Origin of the sequence: Rhizobium sp. RU36D (assembly GCF_900176345.1) — a bacterium.
In the GTDB taxonomy this organism is placed as follows: domain Bacteria; phylum Pseudomonadota; class Alphaproteobacteria; order Rhizobiales; family Rhizobiaceae; genus Allorhizobium.
In genome coordinates, this window is sequence record NZ_FWXU01000011.1 from 65,366 (window position 1) to 88,070 (window position 22,705).

Genomic DNA, 22,705 nt, shown 5'->3' on the forward strand with positions numbered 1-22,705 from the left:
AGTGATGGTCAGCTTGCCCGCACCAGTTTTGCCTGCGACGTTCGGCGGAGGATCTCGGCAAAGAACGCTTCGATGTCGGCCTGGAGGTCGGTCGGGTCTTCCAGCCCGACGCTGATGCGCAGCACGAGATCGTCGCTCGTCCAGGCGGTGGCTGTGCGGTTCTGGCGAACAGGCATGGGCGCGATGAGACTTCGGGTTCCACCCCATGAGGCGCCGATCGCAATTGTTTTCAGGACGTCGAGCGCGGCGGCGGCGTGGGGCACCGCTTCCGACGTCAAAACCACGCTGAAGACCCCGCTTGTGCCCAGGAAGTCCCGTTTCCAGATCTCGTGGCCCTGAGCGCCCGGCAGGGCCGGAAACAGCACGCGCTCGACCGAGGGGTGGCGGGCGATCCAGTCGATCAGCGTCGCAGCGCCATCCGCGGCGTGCTTGAGGCGGACACCCAGCGTTTCCAAACCTCGCAGCACAAGTGATGCATCGTCAGGAGATACTCCGATCCCGAAACGCCCAAGCGTGGCGCGGATCGGCGTAATGAGGTCCTCCGACCGCACGGTGATCGATCCCATCAACAGATCGGAGTGACCCGAGACATATTTCGTCAGGGCTTCGGTAACGATATCGGCTCCGAGCGTCAGCGGTTTGTAGTTGAGTGGCGTCGCCCAGGTGTTGTCACAGCCAACAAGCGCACCGTGTCGATGCGCGATAGCGGCAATGGCTGGCAGGTCCTGGATCTCCATCGTCGTGGAGCCAGGGGATTCACACCAGACGAGCTTGGTGCGGCCATCAATCTTTGCGGTCAGATCCTCGATGGAGACGGGATCATAATAGGCAACCTCGACACCGAAGCGCGCCAGATCCTGGTTGGCAAAGTCGCGCATGGGCGGATAAGCGGTATCTGCAATCAGGATCTTGTCGCCACCCTTCAAGAAGGGCAGCGCCGCAATCGCGTTCGCTGCCTGCCCCGACGGCACGAGAAATGTGCGGACACCCTGCTCCAGCGCGGTGAGCTTGGCTTCCAGAGTGCGTGTCGTTGGTGTCCCGTAGAGCCCGTAGGTATAGCCCTCGTGACCACGCTGGCCGCGGGTCGCATAGGCGTCCGCATTCTTGAAGACAATGGTGGAAGCCCGGTGCGTCGCGACACCAAGGGCTTCGAACCCATCAACATTGACGTCCGGCGTTACGACACACTGCGTAAGATCTTTCATTCCGCTTAATCCTGAGCAATTTCTTCAGCGGATTAAAACATCGGCATGTCAATTCCGTCCAATATCAATATCATGTCACTCTATTCCTGTAGGTTATGAGGTCTTGAATGAACATTCGTCAGATCGAGGTGTTTCACGCCGTGATGACCAACAGCACGGCGTCGCGTGCCGCGGAGGTGCTGCGCATTTCCCAGCCTGCCGTCAGCAAGGCGATACAGGAACTCGAGCGGGATATCGGCTTTGCCCTGTTCAGGCGCGAACGCGGTCGCATGTTCCCGACCGCCGAGGCGAACATCTTCTTCAAGGAGGTAGAGAGCTCGTTTTCCGGGCTAACCCGGCTGAAAAGTGCTGCAGCGCGAATTCGCGATTTCGGTTCTGGCGAAATCAAGGTCGCCAGCCTGTCCGCACTCAGCACGAACATCTTGCCACGGGCCTTGCGCGGCTTCCAGGCGCGGCATCCGAATGTTGCCATTGCCTTTCAGGCACAATTGTCCTCGACCGTGAAGGATCTCGTGGCCTCGGGACAGGTCGATGTCGGGCTGGCCGCCGACGAGATCGAAACCGAAGGCGTCGATGTTCGACCCTTTGCGCGCTATCGGGCCGCCATCGCCGTCCCGGATGGGCATCGGTTGGAGAATGCGAAGGAACTCACGCCCGAGGATCTAGACGGGGAAGCGTTCATAGCATTGTCACCGGAAGACACGACTCGCCGTGCGGCCGAAGCGATCTTCCGCGATCGCTCCGCCAAGCTGAAGGTGGTGCTGGAAACGCCGTATTCCACCACCATCTGCGCCATGGTTCAGGCAGGGCTCGGCATCGGCCTCGTCAACCCCATGACCGCTGAACCTTATATTGGTCGAGGCCTGACAATCATCCCGTTCAAGCCGGCAATCTACTTCCGCACACTCCTGGTGCTACCGCCCAACCGATATCCTTCGCGCATTGTCGCCGACTTCGTAGAAGAGGTGATGAAACTATCGGTTTTCCAATGACCATGGCCGGTGATGCTCATCTTCATGCCTCGAGGTGCCGTGACCGACAGTGACACAGGAGATCTCTACGCCAACAGCCAACAGCGGTCTTTCTCGAAACTTTCGAACATGTACCTCGCACAAATTTGGCGACTACAGGGTCTCAAGAGCTAAGGCGATCCCCTGCCCGCCGCCGATGCACAGGGTCACCATGCCCCGTTTTAGCCCGTCTCGTTTCATCGAATGGATGAGGCGCGTCACCAGAACTGCCCCAGTGGCGCCGATCGCGTGTCCATGGGCGATAGCACCGCCATCGACATTGACGATATCCCCCGGCAATCCGAGTTCCCACATGACGGCAAGGGGAACGGCGGCGAAAGCCTCATTGATCTCGATGCGTTCGATAACACCGAGCGACCATCCGGCGCGTTCCAGGGCCCTGCGCACGGCGGGAACAGGCCCAAGCCCGAACATGCCCGGCTCGACGGCACCAACGCCATAACCTGCGAGGCGTGCAACAGGCTCGACGCCCATCTTTTCCGCGAAGCCCCGTTCTGCGACGACCATTGCTGCCGCGCCGCTGTTGAGACCCGGTGCATTGCCTGCCGTGATGGTTCCATCCTTGCGGAAGGCAGGCTTGAGCCTGGACAGGGTGTCGACTGTCGTATCCGGTCGCACCGCTTCATCGACGGAGAAAGTCGAGATGCCTTGACGTCCCTTGATCTCCACAGGCGCAATCTCGGCGTCGAAATGGCCGGCAGCCTGCGCTGCGGCAAATCGCTGCTGCGAGCGCGCGGCAAATGCATCCTGCGCCTCGCGGGTGATCTGGAAGCGCGTGACCATATCTTCCGTATGCCATCCGGAATGCTCGCCAGAAAATGCGTCTTGCAGGCCATCGGTCAGCATGCTGTCGAGGATCTGCGCCGGCCCCATGCGATAGCCCCAACGGCCCCCATCCATCAGATATGGTGCGCGGTCCATATTCTCCATGCCACCCGCAACGGCCGCGTTGGTATCGCCACTGGAAATCTCCTGGGCAGCACTCACAATCGCCTGCGCGCCGGAACCACAGACCCGATTCACCGTCAGAGCCGGGACAGATACAGGCAGTCCGCCATGAATGGCGGCTTGCCGGGCCGGGTTCATACGATTTCCGGCCTGGATGACATTGCCCATAGTAACCGAGCCAATGACATCGCCAGCGAGACCGGCCCGCTTCAAGGTCTCCCTCACCACGATAGCGCCGAGTTCGGTTGCAGGAACAGCTTTCAGCGCGCCGTTGAATGTTCCAATTGCCGTGCGCACGGGCTTTGTCAGAATGATCTCTCTGCTTCCCATCGGATCTTTTCCTTGGTTGGTCGTTTGGTGATGGATCGTCGGCCAGGCGACCATCCTAATGATTGCAACTGCATAGGCCTGTGCGCTTGCAGCCTTGAAACGCGAAGACCGGTGTTTCCTTCCTGCGAAAGGATCAAGCTGGCTGCGGCTGGTTGACGCTTAGGGATTTCTGGATCGCGAACACGGCGATCGCGGCGGCCAGGCAAATCGCCCCCGCAATATAGAAGGCGGGCAGATAGGTGGCGTAAAAGCTGCGGGTCAGCCCTGCTCCCCAGGCGGCCATCGCAGCGCCGATCTGATGGCCAAGAAACACCCAGCCAAAGACGATGGTGGCGTTGGCCCCAAACTTTTCCGAGATGAGCTTGACCGTCGGAGGAACGGTCGCCAGCCAATCAAGGCCATAGAACAGGGTGAAGAGGCTCAGCTCGTAGAACCCGAAATCCGTATAGGGCAGATAAAGTAGCGAAAGACCGCGCAGACCGTAATACCAGAAGAGCAGCCAGCGGCTGTCAAACCGGTCAGACAGCCAGCCTGAACCGATGGTACCGACGAAATTGAAGGCGCCAATCGCCGCGAGCATTCCAGCGGCCGTGACCGGTGCAATGCCGAAATCGCCGCAGATCGCCACCAGATGGGTCTGGACGAGGCCCGTTGTGGTCGCTCCGCAAATGAAGAATGTTCCAAACAGGATCCAAAAGGATCCGGATCGAACAGCCATGCCCAGCACCCGGATCGGGGCGACGAGCGTGGCGAACAGCGAAGCAGCCTGGGGCTCCGGCTTGGGTGCCTCCACTGCACCATAAGGCAGAAGACCGACATCCGCGGGCCGGTCACGCATCAGCAGAAGAACGACGACCGAACTCAAGGCAAGCATCGCCAAAAGCAGGCCTAGCGCGATGCGCCAACCCCAGGCCTCGGAAAGAGCGGCAAAAGCTGGGAGAAAGAGCACCTGTCCTGTGGCGACGCTTGCACTCAGCAAGCCAATGACCAGACCGCGTTTGGCAACGAACCATCGGGTCGCGACGGTTGCTCCGAGCACCATGGCCGTCAATCCGGTTCCCAGCCCGACGACGACGCCCCACAGCAGAAAAAGCTCCGTCAAACTCGTCATCGTAAACGAACCGATTACGCCCCCGGCAATGAGTAGGAGCGCAAACACGGAGACACGTTTGACGCCGAAACGGCTGAGAAATGCTGCCGCGAAAGGACCGACAGCACCGAACAGAAGGAAGCGAATGGCAAATGCCGCGGAGATTTCGGCCACGCTCCAGCTGAACTCCTTCTGCAGGGGACCAATCAATACCCCGGGTGCGCCAACGGCGCTTGCACCCACCATCATGGTCAGGAACGTCGTCGCGACAACGACCCAACCGTAATGGATACCCCTATGCGAGAGATATTTCGCGACTGGTGATATCTGCGCTGCTGGCATCGTGAGCCTCCCCATATGCGGGCATATACCCACATAAGGTCAAAAAATTAGAGAGAACGAAGAATGTCCTGCAAAGCCGTGATCTTGACTGGCCCAAGCCGGGCTTCCATCGCGCTTTGGCAGTCATCCCAGATTGGACCGGCCTTGTTGAGCATTTCGACACCTCGATCGGAGAGCGTGATCATCGCCTCGCGTTGATCGACATCACCACGGCCAGATTGCACAAGTTCCATACGTTCCAGCACCCGGATATTGCGTCCGATCGTTGATCGATCCAGGTGTGCGTTTCGAGCGAGATCGGTCATGCTGACTGGCTGAAGTCGCTCAACGCGCCGAAGCAGCGAAAACTGGGCAATATTAATTCCGAATGGAGCCAGCGCCTCGTCATAGAGGGCCGATACTTTCCGGGCCGCCTCGCGCAGCATCATCGAATAACATCTGGTCATATTTAAGTGTATATACCCGCATTTTCGTTTTGTCCACACCACCTAATAGCGCCAGGGTCAGACGTCATTCCGATCGGCGACCGGTCATATCTGCAGGATAGCCATTGAGTAAGATGCCAATCATCATATATAATTGCCATCGCGCGAAGTTGAGAGCAATGACATGAAAGTCACCAAGGAAAAGGCCGAGGAAAACCGCCAGCAGGTCATCGAAACCTCCAGCCGGCTGTTTCGCGAAAAGGGCTTTGATGGCGTCGGGGTCAGCACGCTCATGCAGGCAGCGGGCCTGACCCATGGCGGTTTCTACAAGCAGTTCGAATCCAAGGACGACCTCATTGCCAAGGCGACGAAAGCGGCGCTGGATCAGACGGCGCAACGCATGTCGAGCTTGCTCGGAACAGACAAGCGCGCATCCCTTGAGAAGGTCGTCGGTCTTTATCTGTCCGATCAACATCGAAATGGAGTTGCAGAGGGTTGCGCCTTTGCAGCACTCGGCCCCGATGTGGCACGCCATGGTCCGAAAGCCAGGCGCGTCATGCAGCGCGGCATCAAGGATCAGCTTGCACTCCTGGAATCTCTAGTTGAAACTGAAGGAGAGGGTTCCGGTCGGGAGGAAGCGATTGCGACCATGGCGACAATGGTGGGCGCGTTGGTCCTGGCACGTGCGGTGGAGGACACAGCGCTTTCCAGCGAGATTCTTGAGGCTGCGGCCCATTCCATCCTTCAAAAGTAAAACGACGCGACGATCGGGACGTCTTCGACCGCGACATCTATACGCCCTCTAGAGCAGTGTCTTCGGTATTCGGCTGCGCCAGAGTTGAGGCCACGAGACTGCGTGTTTCCTCCAGGATTCGATCCGAGAGATCTGGATCATTGAAAGCTCGGGCAAGAACCATGGCTCCAACCATGGCCGCCCAGCTCCCAATGATGGACGGCCCTTGCTCTGCACAGGCGGGCGTGTCCTGTTCGCCGGTCATTCGGCCGATGAGTGTCCGGGCGCCCTCGGACATAGCCGTCCGCGCATCAGCCCCCTGCCTTTGAACATAGGCCGCAAGCGCGGCGAACGGACAGCCATCGGCTGGATTGTCACGATGCTCGGGCGAAAGATAATGCGCCACATAGGCCTGCAGATCGAAAGGCTTATCGCTGCCCATCGTCAGGCAATGCGCAAGGGTCTGTGCGATCAGATCATCCTTGGATGAAAAGTGCCCGTAGAAACCGCCATGGGTCAGTCCGGCGCTCTGCATGACCTCGGCGACCGTGACGCTGTCAAGGCCCTTGGCTCGGAAGAGCCGACTTGCCGCATCGAGAATACGACGTCTGTTTTCGGTGACCTGTTCGCGCGTGACTTTCATCTCATCCCTCGTTTCGTTGGTTGCAACAAAAGAGTGATTTCGAGCTTTCTGGCAGAACAATGTGCAACGAAAGACAGGGGACATGGGTCGCCCCCCTGTCCAGGCTGCTCCGTAACATTGCGCTGACGCGGCTACTTCGCTCCCAGGTAGCGGCTGGCGGCAGTGGTGTGTCCGGTATCCTGCAAAAGCGCCTGGCGCGCGGTTTCCAGCGTCTGCCAACGCAGCTCCTCATGCAGATGAGGGATGGTCACGGCTTCGCGGCGATCGAAGCCAACGAGTGCGGCATCGACCAGTTCGGCCACTTCCATCAATGGCGGACGCTTGTCTTCATCGACGAAGTTCCAGATCTCGGTGCGTGTTGCCGCAGGCAGGACGGCCTGGACATAAACGCCCCTGTGGCCAAGCTCCGCCTGCAGGGCCTGGGACAACAACAGGACAAACGACTTTGTTGCGGTATAGACGGAGGTCTGCCATTCCGGGGCGAAGGCCAGCGCCGAGCTGATATTGATGATCGAGCCTTCACCCTTCTCTGCGAAACGAGCGGCGACAGCATGCGATAGACTCATGACGCTGGTCGCGTTGAGGGTCACCAGCTTTGTCAGGTCCTCGATGCTTTGCGTGACGAAGGTGCCACCGACGTTGCTGCCCGCATTGTTGACAAGAATTCCGATCGAGGCGTCGTCGCGCAGTCGTGCTTCCACAGCATGCAAACCTGCTTCTGTCGTCAGGTCGGCTGGCAGAAGATCGACGGACACACCCGTCTTCTGTCGCAGTTCAATGGCGTTCGCCTCGAGCTTTTCGATGGAGCGTGCGACGAGCACGAGGTCGTGGCCACGCTCGGCGAACCGCTTTGCATAGGTCGCACCGATCCCTGTCGATGCACCGGTGATGAGGACTTTTGATTTGGCAGACATGTGTTGCTTCTTTCGTTTCTGAATGGACTATAATAATTACGATCGAAATCTTAAATGTTAGATTATGATCGTAATATTTAATGTCAAGGGTCTGGTCGAAGAAATTGCTATCCTCGTAGAGGAGAGTGGCGACCGCGCAGGGCCTTGCTCCCGTGTCAGCTCCTATTGAACCTCGATGACGACTTTGCCCTTGGCACGTCCTGTCTCGACATAGGCCAGAGCTTCACCGATCTTTTCAAACGGGAAAACCTTGTCCACGACAGGTTTGATGACCCCATTCTCAATGAGCGAAGCAATCTCGGACAATTGCTGGCCATCGCCGCGCATGAACAGGAAATCGTAGCGCACGCCGCGCTTCCTTGCCTCTTTGCGCACCCCTCTGCTGAGCACGGTGAAGAGAAGTTTCAGCAAGATATTCAAGCCCAGCGTCTTCGCAAATCCCGGATCCGGCGGCCCTGAGATCGAGATGAGATGGCCGCCTGGCTTGAGGATCCGAAGCGACTTCTGCAATGCCTTCTGGTCCTGGCTGTGAAGCACGAGGTCGTAGCCGGACAAGACGGTTTCGAAGTCCTGGGCCTTGTAGTCGATCACGATATCCGCACCGAGGGAGCGGACAAGCTCGATATTCTTTGCACTCGTGGTGGTCGCGACGGTCGCGCCCAGATGCTTGGCAAGCTGAATGGCGAACGTGCCCACGCCGCCAGATCCCGCCTGGATGAACACCTTCTGACCCTTGCGGAGCTTGGCAAGTTCCACAAACGCCTGCCAGACTGTCAAGCCGACCAGAGGAATGGAAGCAGCTTCCGCCCAGTTCAGGTTCTTCGGCTTCAGGGCAACATCGCTTTCATGCACTGCAAGACGCTCGGCGAATGCGCCAATCCGGTGATCTCTCGGCCGCGAATAGACCTCGTCGCCGACCTTGAAACGATGGACACTCGAACCCACCGCGATAACCGTACCTGCGAGATCGTGGCCAAGGATGAACGGCGGCTTGTAGGCCAGAAGCGGCTTGAACTCGCCATCCCGGATCTTGGAATCCAGCAGATTGACAGCCGTCGCCTTGATCTCGACGAGAACGTCATTTGCTCCAAGCACAGGTTCGGCCGCATCGACCAGGCGCAGCGGGCCGTTCTTCTTGTATTTCTCAACGATAAAAGCCTTCATGGGGCTTGTTCTCCAATTCTCTGAAACCGTCCGTAGAAGCCTTGAGGCGGCCCTTAACCGAGACCAAATTGCTTGTGCAGCACCTTGTCGAACAGGCCCCGCGGCAGGAAGCGGCGGGCAAAAGCGCCTTGCTGCGCCACCTTGCCCGAGGGGTAACGCAGCTTCGGGGCCTCGTCGGTCGCCGCCCGGACAATGGTGTCGGCAACGCTTTGCGCCGTATCTGCTGCCTCCATCGCCTTGGCATAGGCAACGTTGTAGCCAACGCGAAGACGATCGTAGTCCTTAAGGGGAGCGTCTGCGGGCACAGAGCTTGCCTCGAAGGACGTAGCAGTCGTACCCGGCTCTATCACCAGCACGCGAATGCCAAAGCCCCGAACTTCGTGATCGAGGGCTTCCGAATATCCCTCGAGTGCATGCTTGGTGGCCGAATAATGCGTATTGAACGGTGCGGGGATGAAACCAAGGCCGGAACCTACGTTCAGAATGCGACCACTGCCTTGCTTACGCATAATGGGGAGTACGGCGTTCGTCACACGCACGACACCGAGGACATTGGTGTCATAGAGCGCCCGCACCTGCTCGATGGAGCTCTCTTCTGCAGCTCCCACGATCCCGAAGCCTGCGTTGTTGATGAGAAGGTCAATGCGTCCAAGCTCGGCATGTGCTGCTGCGACCGCTTCCGCAACTGACGCCTCCGAAGTGACGTCGCAGGCGATCAGTCGGATCCCATCACGGACCTCGCCAGGCTTTGCGGTCCGGCTCGTGCCGATGACGCGATACCCTGCTTTGGTCAGAGCAATTGCTGTCGCCTTGCCGATACCACTCGATGCGCCCGTCAAGAACACCGTCTTCTGTTGCCTGCTCATGCAGCTCGCCTCTTAGCTTACCCTGGTCGACCCACGACAACCAGTTTTTGATTATGTTCATAATCATTAAATATGACGATCATCATCAAAAGTCAAGAGGCCTACTTCAGACGACAGAATGGGCAGCTAAAAAGTAGTTTGAATGGTGCCCAAGAGGCCAGGAGCCTTTGGCGCGTCTATCGCCTCGCTCCACCGCGGCAGTGCTGGTCGATCTTCCGCCAAGCACGGCATTCGCCAGCGAGGCCTGGGTTTTCCTGACAGGGAGCTTGCATTAGGCTTCACCTCATACCACGGCTTCACCGTCCATTGCCTGCAAGTCTCGAAATGCATCCATCCAACTGCTTGGGAGGCCATGTGAGGCGTTCACGGGCGGGAGGCCTGCGTCGGTACCCATGGCCTTGTTGACCCAGACCAAACCACAATAGACCTTCATGAGGTATGCACGCTTTTGCCATCGGGAAAGAGGCCATTCCGGGTCCACTCCACACGCAATCTGCGAAATCAGCTCGCCGCCATCCATGCTCTGATCAACCCGATGAAGTGAACACCCAAGCAGGCGAACGCGCGCTGCATAAGCGTCTTCCACGCCCCTCAATCCCTTGAAGGCCGGCAATGCCGCCGGATGGATGTTGTAGGTCTCGACACTGTCGAAGAGTTCGCTGGAAACCAGCCGGTCAAAAAACAGCAGAAGGTTCTTGATACCAAGCGCGTGCACGGTCGACGCCACTTTGGCCGAGAAGAGTTGTCTGGATTTCTCGTCCACCCTCACATGATGCGCCTTGATGCGGTGGGCTACTGCTTCCGCACCGCATTCTCTATCTGTGATGACGGTAAAGCTGATACCTTCCCGCTGCGTGATGCGAGCCACTTGTTCAAACGCAGCGCCGCCGGAAGAGACTAGCACAGCGAGTTTCATGGATATGCTCCTGGCTGGGTCGTCGGGCGAAGCGACAGAAGCCCCTCGTCGTCGGGGAACACGGCCAGGAAGTGATCCAGGCTACCCTTGGAGGAGGATCCCGTCCTTGAGAGGCGCAAGTCGCCGGTTGCGCGGCCATCTGGAAACTGGGTGGACAGGAACCACTGCAGGGGTTCACTGCCGATGACCGAGGCAAAGTCGGGGGCAATCTTTGGGGTCGTCATCACGTCCCGATAAAGATCTTGAAAAAGCCTGGCGGATCTCGTGGGCGTATAAAGACTGGCGGCATCCTGCATGGCCGCCATTGACATTGGCGCAAGCTGTTCGCGATGGCGCAGAAGATCCGCGAGCTTTGCCGCAGCGTCGGCGGGATCAGCAGCAACGACCCCATTCACCCCGTGGCGAACGATAGCCATTTCAGCCGGGTTGGCCATCACCAGTGGCACCGCGCCCACCGACATCGCCTCTATCAACGCATTTTCCGCCGTGCCGTAATGATCTGGCCGCAAGGGATAAAGGAAAATTGCGGTCTGCTCCAACACCGCGCGCGGGTCGGCAATCTGTCCGGCAAAGGTCACGCGCTCGGGGTGCCGCATCGCCCGCCATGCCCGAACGGGCTCGCCCTCAGCATCGAATGCGCCGTAAAGCGTCACGTGACAGTCTTCGGGACACCCATCGATGATGGCGAACAATTCGGGATGCATCTTCACAAAGTCGACGGTTCCGAGATAGGTGACCTGCGATTTCTGATAGGTTGACGACAGCGACAGCGGATCAAAACCAAATCCGCTGCCGATCACGGCAAGCCGGTCCCGGACCTGCGCCGGCAAGCCCGAGAGGCCGTCCCAGTCCAGCGAGCAGGACGAGGTATAGACGAAACGGCTGGACCGCTCGATTAGCCCCGGGGGATAATAGGGCGCATTCAATCCCGATATATGGACCCAGAAGACATACCGGGCCTCGGGCAGTGGCTTGCTCAAGAGCCTGTAGAGCAAGGGGTGGTTCCACCACTCGATTTGCACGATATCGGCAGCCGCGACATGCGCCTCAATCGAGGACCTGTCGAGGCAGACATCGACTGTCGAACCCAAGGCTTCGATCTGCTCGACAAAGCGCCGGTCCCGTGGCTCTTCAAGCAGGAGGTAGTGGTGCTCGATGCCGCCAGACGCCGCATGCCGAAGGGCGGAATGGGCCTTGCCGACCCCTCCCCCCAGATGCGGCATGAGATGCAGGATCTTCATTCAGCGGCGATCGGGCTTGTCTCTCTGATACCGCCGGGGGCCGGAACGGCCGGATTGATCACGACCTTTTCACGGAACCGCTTCAGCAGCATGTCGCGATGGTCATCGATATTGTCCGGCAGGCAGTGGGTCAGCTGGCCGCAGCTTCCGCAAACCTTGTTCTCGCAGCGGCGACCTTCAAGATGCTGCAGGCGCAGGGCGTTCATCTTGTCCGAATTCCAGATTTCGGACAGAGGCGTCGTGCGAACATCGCCAATGATCAGCTTGCGGCCCCAGTCGAGGAAGCAGGACGACACAAGGCCATCGGCATTCACGCTCATGGCGTAGAAGATATACGGGCAGGTATCGGTGGGACGCAGCGTCTGCTGATAAATGCCGACGTCGCCGATCTTGATGCCCGAGCGCTCCTCGACATTGAATTCCGGCCAGCACGGCGCAAAATTCTCGATGAAGATACGGTCGCAATGATCCCCGAAGGTGTCGAAAAACAGCTGGCGCTCGTCTTCGGTGATGAGTTCGCCGGGGATCTTGATCGAAATCTCCAGATCGCCCTTGTTCTCGTAAAGCCACTTTACGCCGCTGACGAATTTTTCAAAATCAAAATCAAAACCGGTAAACTGCTGGTATGTCTCGCGCGTCATGCCATCAACAGAGATGTTGATCTTGTCCAGTCCGGCCTCGATGACCGGCCCCAGGCGTTCTGGCGTCAGAAAGGTGCCGTTTGTCGTGGTGTCGATATAGTCGACATATCCGCTGTTCTTGGCGTAGCGGATCATGTCGGCAAGACGCTTGTTGAGGAAGGGCTCGCCATCCTTGTACATGCGCAGAACCTTGATCGGTTTACCAAAGGCGGCGAGATCGTCGATTGCCTTGGTGAACACTTCATATTTCATCGCGCCCTGATACCGCCCGGTATCGGCAATCAGGCTTCTGTGGCCTGTCGGGCAGAATGTGCATTTGAAATTGCAGGAACTTGCCGGATCGATGAAGACAATAAACGGCGTCTCCAGAGGAATGACAGTCTCAAGCGCGGTACGGCCCTCGAGGTTGATACGCGGCTTCAACTGGGCTTTCATTCGATGTCTCCGACTTTCTCAGGGCTCGATCACGTTGCATACTCCCACGACGACCGACGGGTCCGATGGGTGGATCGGCGCTGTTCCGAACTCCAGGAGGTCGCGCCTGCCATATTCATCTGCAATCGTTTCCGCCAACTTGCGTATGGTGATTGGCGTACCTGAGCAGATGTTGATTGCGCCACGCTGACCAGTCGTCACAACCTTGGCAATCATTTCACCCGCTCGCTTCACATCCAGAAAGTCCCGAATCTGCGTGCCAGCGGAAAGCTTGGCAATTTCTCCGTTTTCGATCTGCCGTCGGATATAGGGCACCAGGCGAGACGAATTCTCTGCCTCTCCAAATAGATAGAAAATCCGGCACCATGAGAACGCCAGACCCTGATGCTTACAATATTCCAGAAGAATATGGTAAACAGACAGCTTGCAGGCGGAATAGAGATTCTGCGGCTGGAGAGGTGATTCGATCGTCAGGCGTGATGACGGAAGCTGATATTCCATGCATGTGCCAAGCCCGATGAAATGGCCGATGCCACTGCGCGATGCTGCGCGAATCAGCGCCAGCGTGCCCGTGAGACAGTCCAGGTTGGCCTCGGAGTCCACATATTTGCGCCATTCGACATACCAGGCGGCATGAACGACGACATCGATGCCCCTGAGCTTGTCAGCCCACCATTGTTCGGTTTCCTGGAAAAGGTCATCCGTTTCGATGATGCGCGATATCCCGGGATCAAGATCCGACCGGCGCGCGCTTTGGCTGCGGACGGTTGCGACGACCTCATGGCCCTGCTCAACAAGGCTTCTGCATATTTGCCGCCCCACGAAACCGCTTGCGCCAGTCAATAATACGGTTTTTGCGACACGTTCGGGCAAGGTCATCTCGCTAGATATCGCCTAAGTGTTGCATCGGCGTTGTTTCCGAATCGTTTAACTATCGTTCCAATTGACCTGAGCCAGAAGCGTACGACAATGACAGTTCCGGAAGACGCGCAACTAATTTTATCGAGGCAAGGGCGCCATACCACCGATCCGATCGTCGCCAGAAGCTTATCTGATGTGCCCGATACCGCGATGGCATGTCACCTGATCGAGGAAATCGGGGCTGCCAAAGCCGACTGCGGGCCTGTACGCCTTGAGGACGACGATCCGCTCGTCCTCTATGGCGCCGGAAATTTGGGGCGCCTCGCCCGGGACCATCTCAATCTGGTTGGCCGTCCGATCGCCCTGGTTGTTGATCGTGATGCCGCAGCGCTTTCAGCCGACCCGTCATGGGGCGGCCTGCCGATGGCCGCTCCCGATAACGTACCAATGTCGGTCAAGGAAAACGGCATCCTCGCGGTCAGCATCGTCAACTTTGCTTTTGCGCCGCTGCAGGCGGCGCTGAACGATGCGGGCTGGAAACGCGTCGTGCCATTCTATGACGTTGCGGAAGCTTTTCGCGACCGGCATCCCCTATCCAATGGTTGGTTTGCCGGGGAATTTGCAGCAGATGACGTCACGGCGATGAAGCAGGTGGTGTCCGCATGGTCCGATGATCTGTCGCGGGCGCATTACCTCCAGTTCGTGGCCTGGCGCAGGCTGCGTGAAGAATGGTCGTTTGACGAGGCTCCGATCAACATCGCCGACCGGTTCTTCATTCCAGAAGTCAAGGCGGTCCTGACGGACAGGGAGGTCTTTGTCGATGCAGGCGCTTATGACGGGATCGTCCTGCGCCGCATGATTGATGAGACCGGAGGCAATTTCGCCTCGATCCATGCCATCGAGCCGGACCCGCACAGCGCCTCGGCGCTGAGCGAAACGGTAGCAACCTTGCCGCCAGACATGCGCGAGAAGGTAACCGTCAGCGATGCCCTCCTGGCGGCAGACGCGCGTGACGCGCGGTTCCATGCGGGGCTTGGCTATGCATCCCAGATTGCCGCAACCGGCCAGACTGTCCGCCGAACCACTCCCCTTGATATCCTGGATATCGCGCCAAGCTTCGTGAAACTGCATCTTGAGGGCGGCGAACTGTCTGCGTTGATAGGCGCGCAGACGATGTTGCTCACCCATCGTCCGCTGCTTGCCATCACGGTCTATCACAATGCGGATGGGATCGTGGCTATCCCCGAATGGCTTCGCAACACCTTGAGCGATTACCGCTTCCTGTTCCGGCTGCACAGTTGGTGCGGCACGGGCGCCGTCGTCTATGCCATTCCGGAAGAGAGATACCGAGCCCATGTCTGATACGAAAACCAGGCCGTTGATCTACGATCTGGGCATGAACAACGGCGACGATACGGAATATTATCTGCGCCGCGGCTTTCGCGTGCTGGCGATCGAGGCCAATCCGGGCCTTTGCGAGGCAGCAAGACAGCGTTTCCAGACGCAGATAGAAGCTGGCGACCTGACGATCCTGCACGCGGCGATCTGGCAGCACAGCGGAGAAACCGTCTTTTTCGTCAATGTCGACAACGATCACTGGAGCAGCATCGACATCAACTGGGCCGGGCGCGACGACAGCCGATGTCAGGAAATCACGGTGCGCTGCGTCACTTTGCTGGAGCTATTTGAGACTTATGGCGTGCCCCATACACTGAAGATCGACGTCGAGGGCGTGGATCTGGTGGTCCTGCAGCAATTGGCCTCCGCCGAAGCGGTTCCGGCGTTTCTGAGCGTCGAGGATTGCCGCTTCGGCTTCGACTACCTTCGTATCCTGGCCGAGGTCGGATACACCAATTTCAAACTGCTCGACCAGTCCAAGGTGCCCGATATGCGGGACGACCGGCTAGGGCACCAGTTCAGGCCGGGTTCCTCCGGTCCCCTGGGGGAAGACATCCCCGGCGGCTGGATGGACTACGATACGATGGTCGAGCTTTATGCCACAACCGTGCGCGACCGGCAGGGAACCCGGATCGCACCTCGGACTCAGTGGTTCGATATACACGCTAGGAAAATATAGGGATCGAAAGTACCGGCATGACCGAAGATCAAAAATTCGCTGAATACGTCCGCGGAAACATTCTTGGCGCAGGCCAGGACACCGGCTTCATCGGGCTGTCGCAGATCTGGGTGCGGGAATGCATCCGGCATAACTATGCCCAGAACTTCACCTGGCTCGGGCGACCGATCATCCAGGTTCCGCAGGATATCTATGCGATCCAGGAATTGATCTGGCGTTGCCGCCCGGATCTCATCATCGAGACCGGCATTGCCCATGGCGGCTCGTTGGTGATGAGCGCATCCATGCTGGCCATGATGGATTACTGCGACGCCATCGAAGCCGGCACGGTGCTCGACCCGAAGGCCAGCACCCGGAAAGTGGTCGGCGTGGATATCGATATCAGGCCGCACAATCGCGCCGGTGTCGAGCGCCACCCGATGCATCACAAGATCCACATGATCCAGGGTTCATCGGTCGACCGGGGCATCTTCGACCAGGTGCTTGCGCATACCGAGGGCCAGAAGAAGATCATGGTCTTCCTCGATTCCAACCATACCCATGAGCATGTGCTGGCGGAACTGGAGCTCTACGCACCGCTGACGTCAAAGAACTCCTATTGCGTCGTGTGGGACAGCGGCGTTGAAGATCTTCCGCCCGACATGTGCGCCGACCGTCCCTGGGGCAAGGGCAACAATCCCAAGACCGCTGTGTGGGAATACATGAAGCTGCTGGAGTCAGAAGGACGCACCGCTGCCGACGGTGATGCCCTGAAGCTCACCATCGACAAGACGATCGAGCACAAGATCATGATCACGGCCTCGGCGGACGGTTTCCTCTATCGCGCCTGAACATAGAGCGCAGACGCCTCTCCTATGACGAAAGATTCGGACCGAAGGCGCTGACCGCCTTCGGTCCGAATTTGCATTGGGGCTTGGTGTCGGGAACATCAGCGGCACTGCCCGCACCAAAGCGAAAAGGCCGGCAAAAAGACCGGCCTTGCCAAATTCAGATGCGGTGCCATCGGTCACCTGCCACGCCGAGTTGCCTCGGCTTAAGGCCCCTCACCCGACGTGTGAGATCAGTTGCGGAGCCTGATTGACCGGCAAAGCCAGCGTCAAGGCGTTGGAATAATCGACGTCATATCGCTCTGCCAGCTCGCGCCAATAGGCATCACGTTCGAAGATCTCGAGCGCCTTGGTCGCGTGGTCGATCGCCAGCTTCTGCTCGCCGGTCGCGGCATAGCACCGGGCGAGATACAATTGCCCGAGCGCATGATCGGGATACTTGTCGCAGACATTCTTCATGTAGTGAATGGCGACATCGTAGCGGCCGATGCGCATGTTGTAGTTCTCGATGAAGTTGACGCGAAGCTGCGTCTCGTAGGCATAGGCCTCAAGCTTCTTGGGATCCTGGCCGGGAATGTTGAGCACTGTCTTCGTTGCGACGAAATCGTCGTTGTCGGTGGACTGGATATAGCCCTTCTCGACGCAGATCTCGTAAAGCCGGCTACCATAAATGGGGATCGCCAGATAGACGTGGATCCAGTCGAAGCCGTTGTCCAAGAGCATTTCCAGCGTTTCCTGCCGATGCTCGTCCTCTTCTCCGGGAAGGCCCGCAACGATGAAGACGTGGCTGCGCACATCGAATTTGCGCAGAGCCTCGACTGCCGGCCGGATCAGCTTCTTCTTCAGCGGCTTCTTGATGATATTGTTGAGCACGTGATCCGAGCCCGACTCCACCGCCAATGCAACGGCCGACACCCCTGCCCTGGAGAAGAGTTCCGCCACTTCCTCGTCGATGGCATAGACCGCCACGCCGTTTGGAAATTCCAGGCGCACATCGAGTTCGGCCAGGGCGGCCAGCAAACGCTTCGCCCGCTCCTTGTCCTGGAAGAAGTGGTCATCTTCGACCATCAGCACGGTCATGCCGAACTCATCGCGCATTCGGCGAACGTCCTCGACAACACGCTCGATCGACATGAAGCGGACCGTGCGGCCATGCAGCGACGGATTGGAGCAGAAGACGCACAGAAACGGACAGCCGCGCGAGGTGTGTATCGCCATTTCGCGGCGCTGTTCGCCGGCATAGCGCTTGTCGATGCTGCGGCTGTTGTAATTGTCCAGATCGAGAATTTCATAATTGAGCTGGGGGATGTCATCGAGGTCGTCGATGAAATCATGTGCCGGCACCTTGCCGCGCGCCACGCCCTCGCGGGTGACCCAGGCCTTATGGTCGGCCAGCACGACCGTGCGATCCGGGGCGTCAATCAGCGCCTTGAGCGGCTGCTCGCCTTCGCCCTTGCAAATCGCGTCCAGGTCCGGACACCGCTCCAACATCATCTTGTAGGCGGCAGACGGCAAACCGCCCCCGGCAATGGTCAAGATATCCCGGTCGAAGGCTTTCACCGTCGCAACCAGCGACTGGATATAGCGGAACGAGGAGTTGAACAGGGCCGAAACGCCGACGATGTCGGGACGGAACTGATCGAGGATACCGCGCAACTGGTCGGCGAAAATCTGCTCGTGGTCGTCGGCGCGACCGTCTTCGACCAGTTCCTTCAAGGTCACGTTGAGATCCACCAGCTGAATCTCAAGATCCGTCTGGCAGTTCTTCTTGAGGTAAGTCTCCATCGACAGGATGCCGTATGGAATGGTGAAGGCCGGAAGGACGGCGTTGCGCACCTTGCCGATATAGTCAGACGCATTGAAGTATGGCGGTATAACAAAAAGCAGTCTCGTCATCGCAACCTCATTGAAGACTTCCCGCCAGCACCGGTCAGGGGGACGCATTTTTCCTGGCCTTTAGGCGCCGCATCCATGTGCATTTCGGCTGGATCATGCCACCGCACTCCCCAACCGCCGCCGTTTATCTGCACAAGCTACGCTCTAGAGCTTGTACCAGGCTTTCTTCTCGGCGCCTTGTGGTCCAAGCCGATGCGGGTGGGGGGGCGGGGGTGTCATCAAGCCCTACTGACCCACGATAGGTTTCCTCAAAACGCAAGCCTGGCATCAGATTAAGGCCATACCATCCTAGATGGTGCTGGCTGCGTTGGTGACAGGAAATTAGATATGGTAAAGCAACCCAAAGTGTCGATCTGCGTTCCGTCGCGAAACCGCCAACGCTACCTCAAGGCGACTATCGAGGGGATGGTGCGAAATCCTCGGACGGATGTTCAGTTCGTCATCGCGGATAATTCTGACGATCCTGAGGTCATGAATAGCTACATGGCCGGTCTGCGAGGTGATCCTCGCATCGTCTATATTCCATCGGCCCCGCAGACCCTGTCCATGATTGATAACTGGGAGCGCACGATGTGCGCCGCGACCGGCGAGTGGATTGTCTTTATCGGCGATGATGACCATTGCGATCCCGACGTCGCCGATCTCATCGGCAATGTCGAGCAGCACGTGACTGATGTCGAAGCGGTCGGCTGGGGCAGCATATCCTATGCCTGGCCCGTCGAAGGAGAGCCGGTCGGATTTTTCCACGTACCGCTCTACAAAGGCGCGAAAAGGTTCACCCGCAAGCAATTGCAACAGCGCATGTTCGGGTGGGAAGGCTCGACGATCGTCCCTGGATCGGGCTTCTCGGTGTATCACTCCGCGATCAGCCGGTCGCTGCTGGATAAGATCAGGGACGAAGCCGGAGGACGCTATTTCGAGCATCCGGTGGTTGACTACGACATGGCCATGAAGGTGATCAACAACGGCAAACAATTCGTGTTTTGCGAGCGTCCGTTCTCTATATTCGGGGCCTGTCCGGAAAGTAACTCCTATTCCATCGGTCGAATGGCCGATATCAAGGCGAAAGTCGCCTTGTACGAGGCCGAACTTGGTCGCAGCTTCGATCTTGATCCATATCTCAAGGATTTCCCGTTCAGCAACATGCTGGGCGTAAGCTCGTCGATCGCCATCGCCCAGCAATGGTACAAGTGGAAGTACAAGTTCCAATACCTCAATTGGGAGCGGAATTTCGTCATGGCGTGCGCGCGATCAGTGGAGCACTTCCGAGATCGCGAAGCCTTCGATGCCATGCGAGCCGCTTATCAGACCGCCCTTCGCCAGTGGCATGGCGGCCGATTTTTAAAAGATTTCAATCCAAAGTTCAAAGGCTATCTCAAAGAAGTGCCCACCGGTTTTACCGATAATGGCGTTTACGTGCGCAACGACGTGGCAGGCGCGGCAAATCCCCATGAGATCTACGATATCGTCAACGCAATAGTCGAACCTATTGAACTGATCGATCTTGAAGGCACTGTGGGGGCGGGCGCCAATACGGCTTCGCACAAATTGCTTTCCAAGGTGCGTAGCGCCGGTTCTCGCGGGCGCTTGCGGTAGGTAGCCGCCAGACGGCAAAACATGGCTCTACTGTCGGATTCTCCTCCCCAGTACAGCCAAACACAGCCTTCAAGGGACGATGCAGCAACGGGCGGGGCCATGATATGACGCAGCTTTCCATTCTTATCCCCAGCAATCGCCCATTGAAGACATCCATAGCCTCTCTCGAAAGCGCATTGATCTACGCGGAAAAGACCGGCGCGCAGGTGATCGTCGCAGACAATTCAGGAGACCCGGACAAGAAGCGGCACTTCGAGAATGCATCGCCGCACCTGACCTATATCGACACGGACGGATTTGACGCGCGGCGCAACTTCCTGACAACGATGGAAACCGCAAACACGCCATATGTTCTCGCGATGGGCGATGATGACGAACTCTATTCCCTGGACGGACGACGGCGGGTGGATCTGGCAGACCTGCCAAACGACGTTGTCGGGGTCAGGCCCGTTACCATGGTCTGGACAGTGCAGGACGGCGCGCGCTCGATAGAGAAATTTCCACTCGACGCCGAGAATGCCGATGATCGGATCCGCCAGCTAGTAAAGGCGGCTCCTCGCAACAACAGCGTATTCTACAGCGCGTTTCGGCGAGAACTGCTGGTCAGCCTCTATCGCAAGTTCAATGCGTGTCATCCCACCCTGGGTGATTATTGCGACTGGGTGCTGATATACTGCCTGATTGCCTCAGGGCGTATTCTGCACGAGCCCGCAACCCTGTTCCGTTATGATCTTGGCCGTTGGGCTGAGAAGAGTTCGTTGGAAGAGACCAAGCTTCTACTGTTCCGCCGCGCGGGGCTTCCGGATGAAGCTGAGCTTTATACGGCGCTGCTGCGCTTCGTCGATATCCACGGCCTGATGACATGGAAAGGCCTGCCGCTTTCTGACGAACAACGGCATAGGGCGCTGGCCATCAATGCCCAGATCACCTTGACCAGCTTCGCCCAGTCGGTCGAGAAGAACCCTGGAATTTACCATGAGCAGGCACGACGATTTGCAAACCAAGTGCCCAGCATCAACAATCTCGACTACGCCTATCAAAGCGCTCTACCTGTCCTTGAACAGCTACAGCCTGGCTTGGCCGAGAAATATGCCAGCTATCTTAATAGCATGGTGAGTTAGCACGGCGCGGAGTGATGGAAGGGTACGCTGCGGTGAAGGGCCTCCTATCCGGTCCGAAAGGCTCCCGCTCCACAAATCTTTCTGTTGAAGAAGGGCTATCATCATCGTGCAGCGGTAACTTGAACCTACAGACCCACTCACATCGACCACAGGATCGAGATGGGTGCTGCCTGCAGGCGTTCGGCGAATGGTGTGATGCGGTCATGATCATGCAACACGAGGCCTCGCACGAAACGGTCACCGACGGCTGCCTGCAACTGACGTAACCCACGAAAATCATCTGCCTTGACGGTCGCAGACGCCTTGACCTCAATGCCGATGATCCGACCGCGCCGGTCTTCGATCACGACATCGACCTCATCCAGATCCTTGGTTCTATAGTGTGAGAACGATACGCGTCTCTCTGACCAGGATGCCAGCTTCATCAGTTCGGAGACGACGAAACTCTCCAGAATGGCGCCAAATCGAGTCTTGTCACCGGATAGCCGGGCCAGTTCATCCTCGCGCAACGCAGCCAGGAGCCCCGTGTCGATGAAATGCAGCTTTGGCGTTTTGACAAGCCGACTAAGCCGGTTGTTCGACCATGGCACCAGCGTCTTGATGAGGAATAGCCGCTCCAGGATGGCTATGTATTTCTGAGCGGTGACCCCGGATAATCCCAGCGCCGAACCGAAGCTGCTATTGTTGATCAACTGCCCAGCGTGCTCCGCAAGAATATTCAGGAGGCGCGGCAAACGATCGAGTTGATCTATGTTGGCAATGTCGCGCACGTCGCGGTCCAGGATCAGACTGACATAGTCTTCGAGCCACGAGACGCGACGGGCCGCCGTGGTGCGCCTCAAGGCTTCAGGATAGCCACCGGCAAGAACCATGCTCATCAGGTCATTGCCCAGAACAATCTTACCGTCAACGGCTGGTTCCTCCCCCGCAAACAACCGATCGAGCATGAGGCCCGGACTTGCACGGATTTCGGCCTGCGCGAAGGGTAGAAGCGGAATGACAGCCATTCGTCCGGCGAGCGAGTCAGCAATCGCAGGAATGGTCGCGAGATTGGCAGAACCTGTTAGCAGAAACCGGCCTGGCTCCTGGTCCTCATCCACGCTTGCCTTGATTGCCAGCATCAGATCGGGCGCTCGTTGGACTTCGTCGATAATCGCCCGCTTGATTCCGCGAACAAACCCTGTCGGGTCGGCTTTAGCGGCATTCAAGGTACTCGCATCGTCCAATGTGATATATGGCCGATCCCTGTCTGCGAACATGCGCGCGAGCGTTGTCTTGCCAGCCTGCCGAGGCCCCGATATCAAAACCACACGGGTATCGGCGAGCGCTGCCTCTATGAGAGGCAAGGCTTTCCGATCGACAAGCGACTTTGGACTCGGATGTTCATTCATGCGGCCATTCTT

General features: G+C 58.0%; 21 protein-coding genes. 7 read left to right on the forward strand and 14 right to left on the reverse strand.

Annotated elements, in window-relative coordinates; all coding sequences use genetic code 11:
- Positions 1–8: 8 nt before the first annotated feature.
- Positions 9–1,205, reverse strand: a complete 1,197-nt coding sequence (locus B9A97_RS15180; protein ID WP_084366195.1) for a trans-sulfuration enzyme family protein — start codon at positions 1,203–1,205, stop codon at positions 9–11.
- Positions 1,206–1,312: 107 nt separating this feature from the next.
- Between B9A97_RS15180 and B9A97_RS15185 the strand changes: the two genes are divergently transcribed.
- Positions 1,313–2,197, forward strand: coding sequence for a LysR substrate-binding domain-containing protein (locus B9A97_RS15185; protein WP_084366196.1), 885 nt, complete (start codon positions 1,313–1,315; stop codon positions 2,195–2,197).
- A gap of 132 nt (positions 2,198–2,329) precedes the next feature.
- Here the strand turns inward: B9A97_RS15185 and B9A97_RS15190 are convergent, their stop codons facing one another.
- From B9A97_RS15190 to B9A97_RS15200, 3 genes are all read right to left on the reverse strand, one after another.
- Complete coding sequence (locus tag B9A97_RS15190) at positions 2,330–3,514, reverse strand: thiolase family protein (RefSeq protein ID WP_084366197.1); 1,185 nt, start codon at positions 3,512–3,514, stop codon at positions 2,330–2,332.
- A 133-nt stretch (positions 3,515–3,647) separates the two neighbouring features.
- Positions 3,648–4,946, reverse strand: coding sequence for an MFS transporter (locus tag B9A97_RS15195; RefSeq protein ID WP_244564241.1), 1,299 nt, complete (start codon positions 4,944–4,946; stop codon positions 3,648–3,650).
- Positions 4,947–4,993: 47 nt separating this feature from the next.
- A complete protein-coding gene (locus tag B9A97_RS15200; RefSeq protein ID WP_244564242.1) occupies positions 4,994–5,374 on the reverse strand; it encodes a MarR family winged helix-turn-helix transcriptional regulator in 381 nt (126 codons plus the stop codon).
- Positions 5,375–5,555: 181 nt separating this feature from the next.
- Here B9A97_RS15200 and B9A97_RS15205 point away from each other — a divergent pair, with 181 nt between their 5' ends.
- On the forward strand, positions 5,556–6,125 hold the full coding sequence (locus B9A97_RS15205; protein ID WP_084366199.1) for a TetR/AcrR family transcriptional regulator: 570 nt from the start codon (positions 5,556–5,558) through the stop codon (positions 6,123–6,125).
- 37 nt (positions 6,126–6,162) lie between these two features.
- Here B9A97_RS15205 and B9A97_RS15210 read toward each other — a convergent pair whose 3' ends face one another.
- The 8 genes from B9A97_RS15210 to B9A97_RS15245 form a co-directional block, all read right to left on the reverse strand.
- On the reverse strand, positions 6,163–6,747 hold the full coding sequence (locus tag B9A97_RS15210) for a TetR/AcrR family transcriptional regulator (RefSeq protein ID WP_084366200.1): 585 nt from the start codon (positions 6,745–6,747) through the stop codon (positions 6,163–6,165).
- A gap of 131 nt (positions 6,748–6,878) precedes the next feature.
- Positions 6,879–7,661 carry an SDR family NAD(P)-dependent oxidoreductase gene (locus tag B9A97_RS15215; protein ID WP_084366201.1) on the reverse strand — a complete coding sequence of 261 codons (783 nt, stop codon included), beginning with the start codon at positions 7,659–7,661 and terminating at the stop codon, positions 6,879–6,881.
- 162 nt (positions 7,662–7,823) lie between these two features.
- On the reverse strand, positions 7,824–8,825 hold the full coding sequence (locus B9A97_RS15220) for an NADP-dependent oxidoreductase (protein ID WP_084366202.1): 1,002 nt from the start codon (positions 8,823–8,825) through the stop codon (positions 7,824–7,826).
- 53 nt (positions 8,826–8,878) lie between these two features.
- A complete protein-coding gene (locus B9A97_RS15225; protein WP_084366203.1) occupies positions 8,879–9,691 on the reverse strand; it encodes an oxidoreductase in 813 nt (270 codons plus the stop codon).
- Between the two features lie 283 nt (positions 9,692–9,974).
- Positions 9,975–10,607 carry a formyltransferase family protein gene (locus B9A97_RS15230; protein ID WP_084366204.1) on the reverse strand — a complete coding sequence of 211 codons (633 nt, stop codon included), beginning with the start codon at positions 10,605–10,607 and terminating at the stop codon, positions 9,975–9,977.
- On the reverse strand, positions 10,604–11,848 hold the full coding sequence (locus B9A97_RS15235; protein WP_084366205.1) for a glycosyltransferase: 1,245 nt from the start codon (positions 11,846–11,848) through the stop codon (positions 10,604–10,606). Before B9A97_RS15235 ends, B9A97_RS15230 begins: the two co-directional genes overlap by 4 nt.
- Positions 11,845–12,924: a radical SAM protein gene (locus B9A97_RS15240; protein ID WP_084366206.1), complete on the reverse strand. Its 1,080-nt coding sequence runs from the start codon at positions 12,922–12,924 to the stop codon at positions 11,845–11,847. The genes B9A97_RS15235 and B9A97_RS15240 overlap by 4 nt, the downstream gene beginning before the upstream one ends.
- Positions 12,925–12,942: 18 nt before the next feature.
- On the reverse strand, positions 12,943–13,803 hold the full coding sequence (locus B9A97_RS15245; protein ID WP_084366207.1) for an NAD-dependent epimerase/dehydratase family protein: 861 nt from the start codon (positions 13,801–13,803) through the stop codon (positions 12,943–12,945).
- A 192-nt stretch (positions 13,804–13,995) separates the two neighbouring features.
- On the opposite strand from B9A97_RS15245, the gene B9A97_RS15250 reads away from it, so the two are divergent.
- Genes B9A97_RS15250 through B9A97_RS15260 form a run of 3 tightly spaced genes read left to right on the forward strand, consistent with a single transcriptional unit; the run spans position 13,996 to position 16,692 of the window.
- Positions 13,996–15,147, forward strand: a complete 1,152-nt coding sequence (locus B9A97_RS15250; RefSeq protein WP_084366208.1) for a class I SAM-dependent methyltransferase — start codon at positions 13,996–13,998, stop codon at positions 15,145–15,147.
- Positions 15,140–15,862 carry an FkbM family methyltransferase gene (locus tag B9A97_RS15255; RefSeq protein WP_084366209.1) on the forward strand — a complete coding sequence of 241 codons (723 nt, stop codon included), beginning with the start codon at positions 15,140–15,142 and terminating at the stop codon, positions 15,860–15,862. Before B9A97_RS15250 ends, B9A97_RS15255 begins: the two co-directional genes overlap by 8 nt.
- A 17-nt stretch (positions 15,863–15,879) precedes the next feature.
- The gene (locus B9A97_RS15260) at positions 15,880–16,692 is read left to right on the forward strand and encodes a cephalosporin hydroxylase family protein (RefSeq protein WP_084366210.1); all 813 of its coding nucleotides are present in this window, start codon (positions 15,880–15,882) and stop codon (positions 16,690–16,692) included.
- Positions 16,693–16,905: 213 nt separating this feature from the next.
- On the opposite strand, the gene B9A97_RS15265 is transcribed toward B9A97_RS15260, so the two are convergent.
- Positions 16,906–18,585: a B12-binding domain-containing radical SAM protein gene (locus B9A97_RS15265; RefSeq protein WP_084366211.1), complete on the reverse strand. Its 1,680-nt coding sequence runs from the start codon at positions 18,583–18,585 to the stop codon at positions 16,906–16,908.
- A 327-nt stretch (positions 18,586–18,912) separates the two neighbouring features.
- On the opposite strand from B9A97_RS15265, the gene B9A97_RS15270 reads away from it, so the two are divergent.
- Both B9A97_RS15270 and B9A97_RS15275 read left to right on the forward strand, forming a co-directional pair.
- Positions 18,913–20,181 (forward strand): glycosyltransferase family 2 protein, encoded by a 1,269-nt coding sequence (locus B9A97_RS15270; protein WP_084366212.1) that lies wholly within the window; start codon positions 18,913–18,915, stop codon positions 20,179–20,181.
- 104 nt (positions 20,182–20,285) lie between these two features.
- A complete protein-coding gene (locus B9A97_RS15275) occupies positions 20,286–21,302 on the forward strand; it encodes a glycosyltransferase family protein (protein ID WP_143530491.1) in 1,017 nt (338 codons plus the stop codon).
- A 137-nt stretch (positions 21,303–21,439) separates the two neighbouring features.
- On the opposite strand, the gene B9A97_RS15280 is transcribed toward B9A97_RS15275, so the two are convergent.
- Complete coding sequence (locus B9A97_RS15280) at positions 21,440–22,693, reverse strand: ATP-binding protein (RefSeq protein WP_084366214.1); 1,254 nt, start codon at positions 22,691–22,693, stop codon at positions 21,440–21,442.
- Positions 22,694–22,705: the final 12 nt, after the last annotated feature.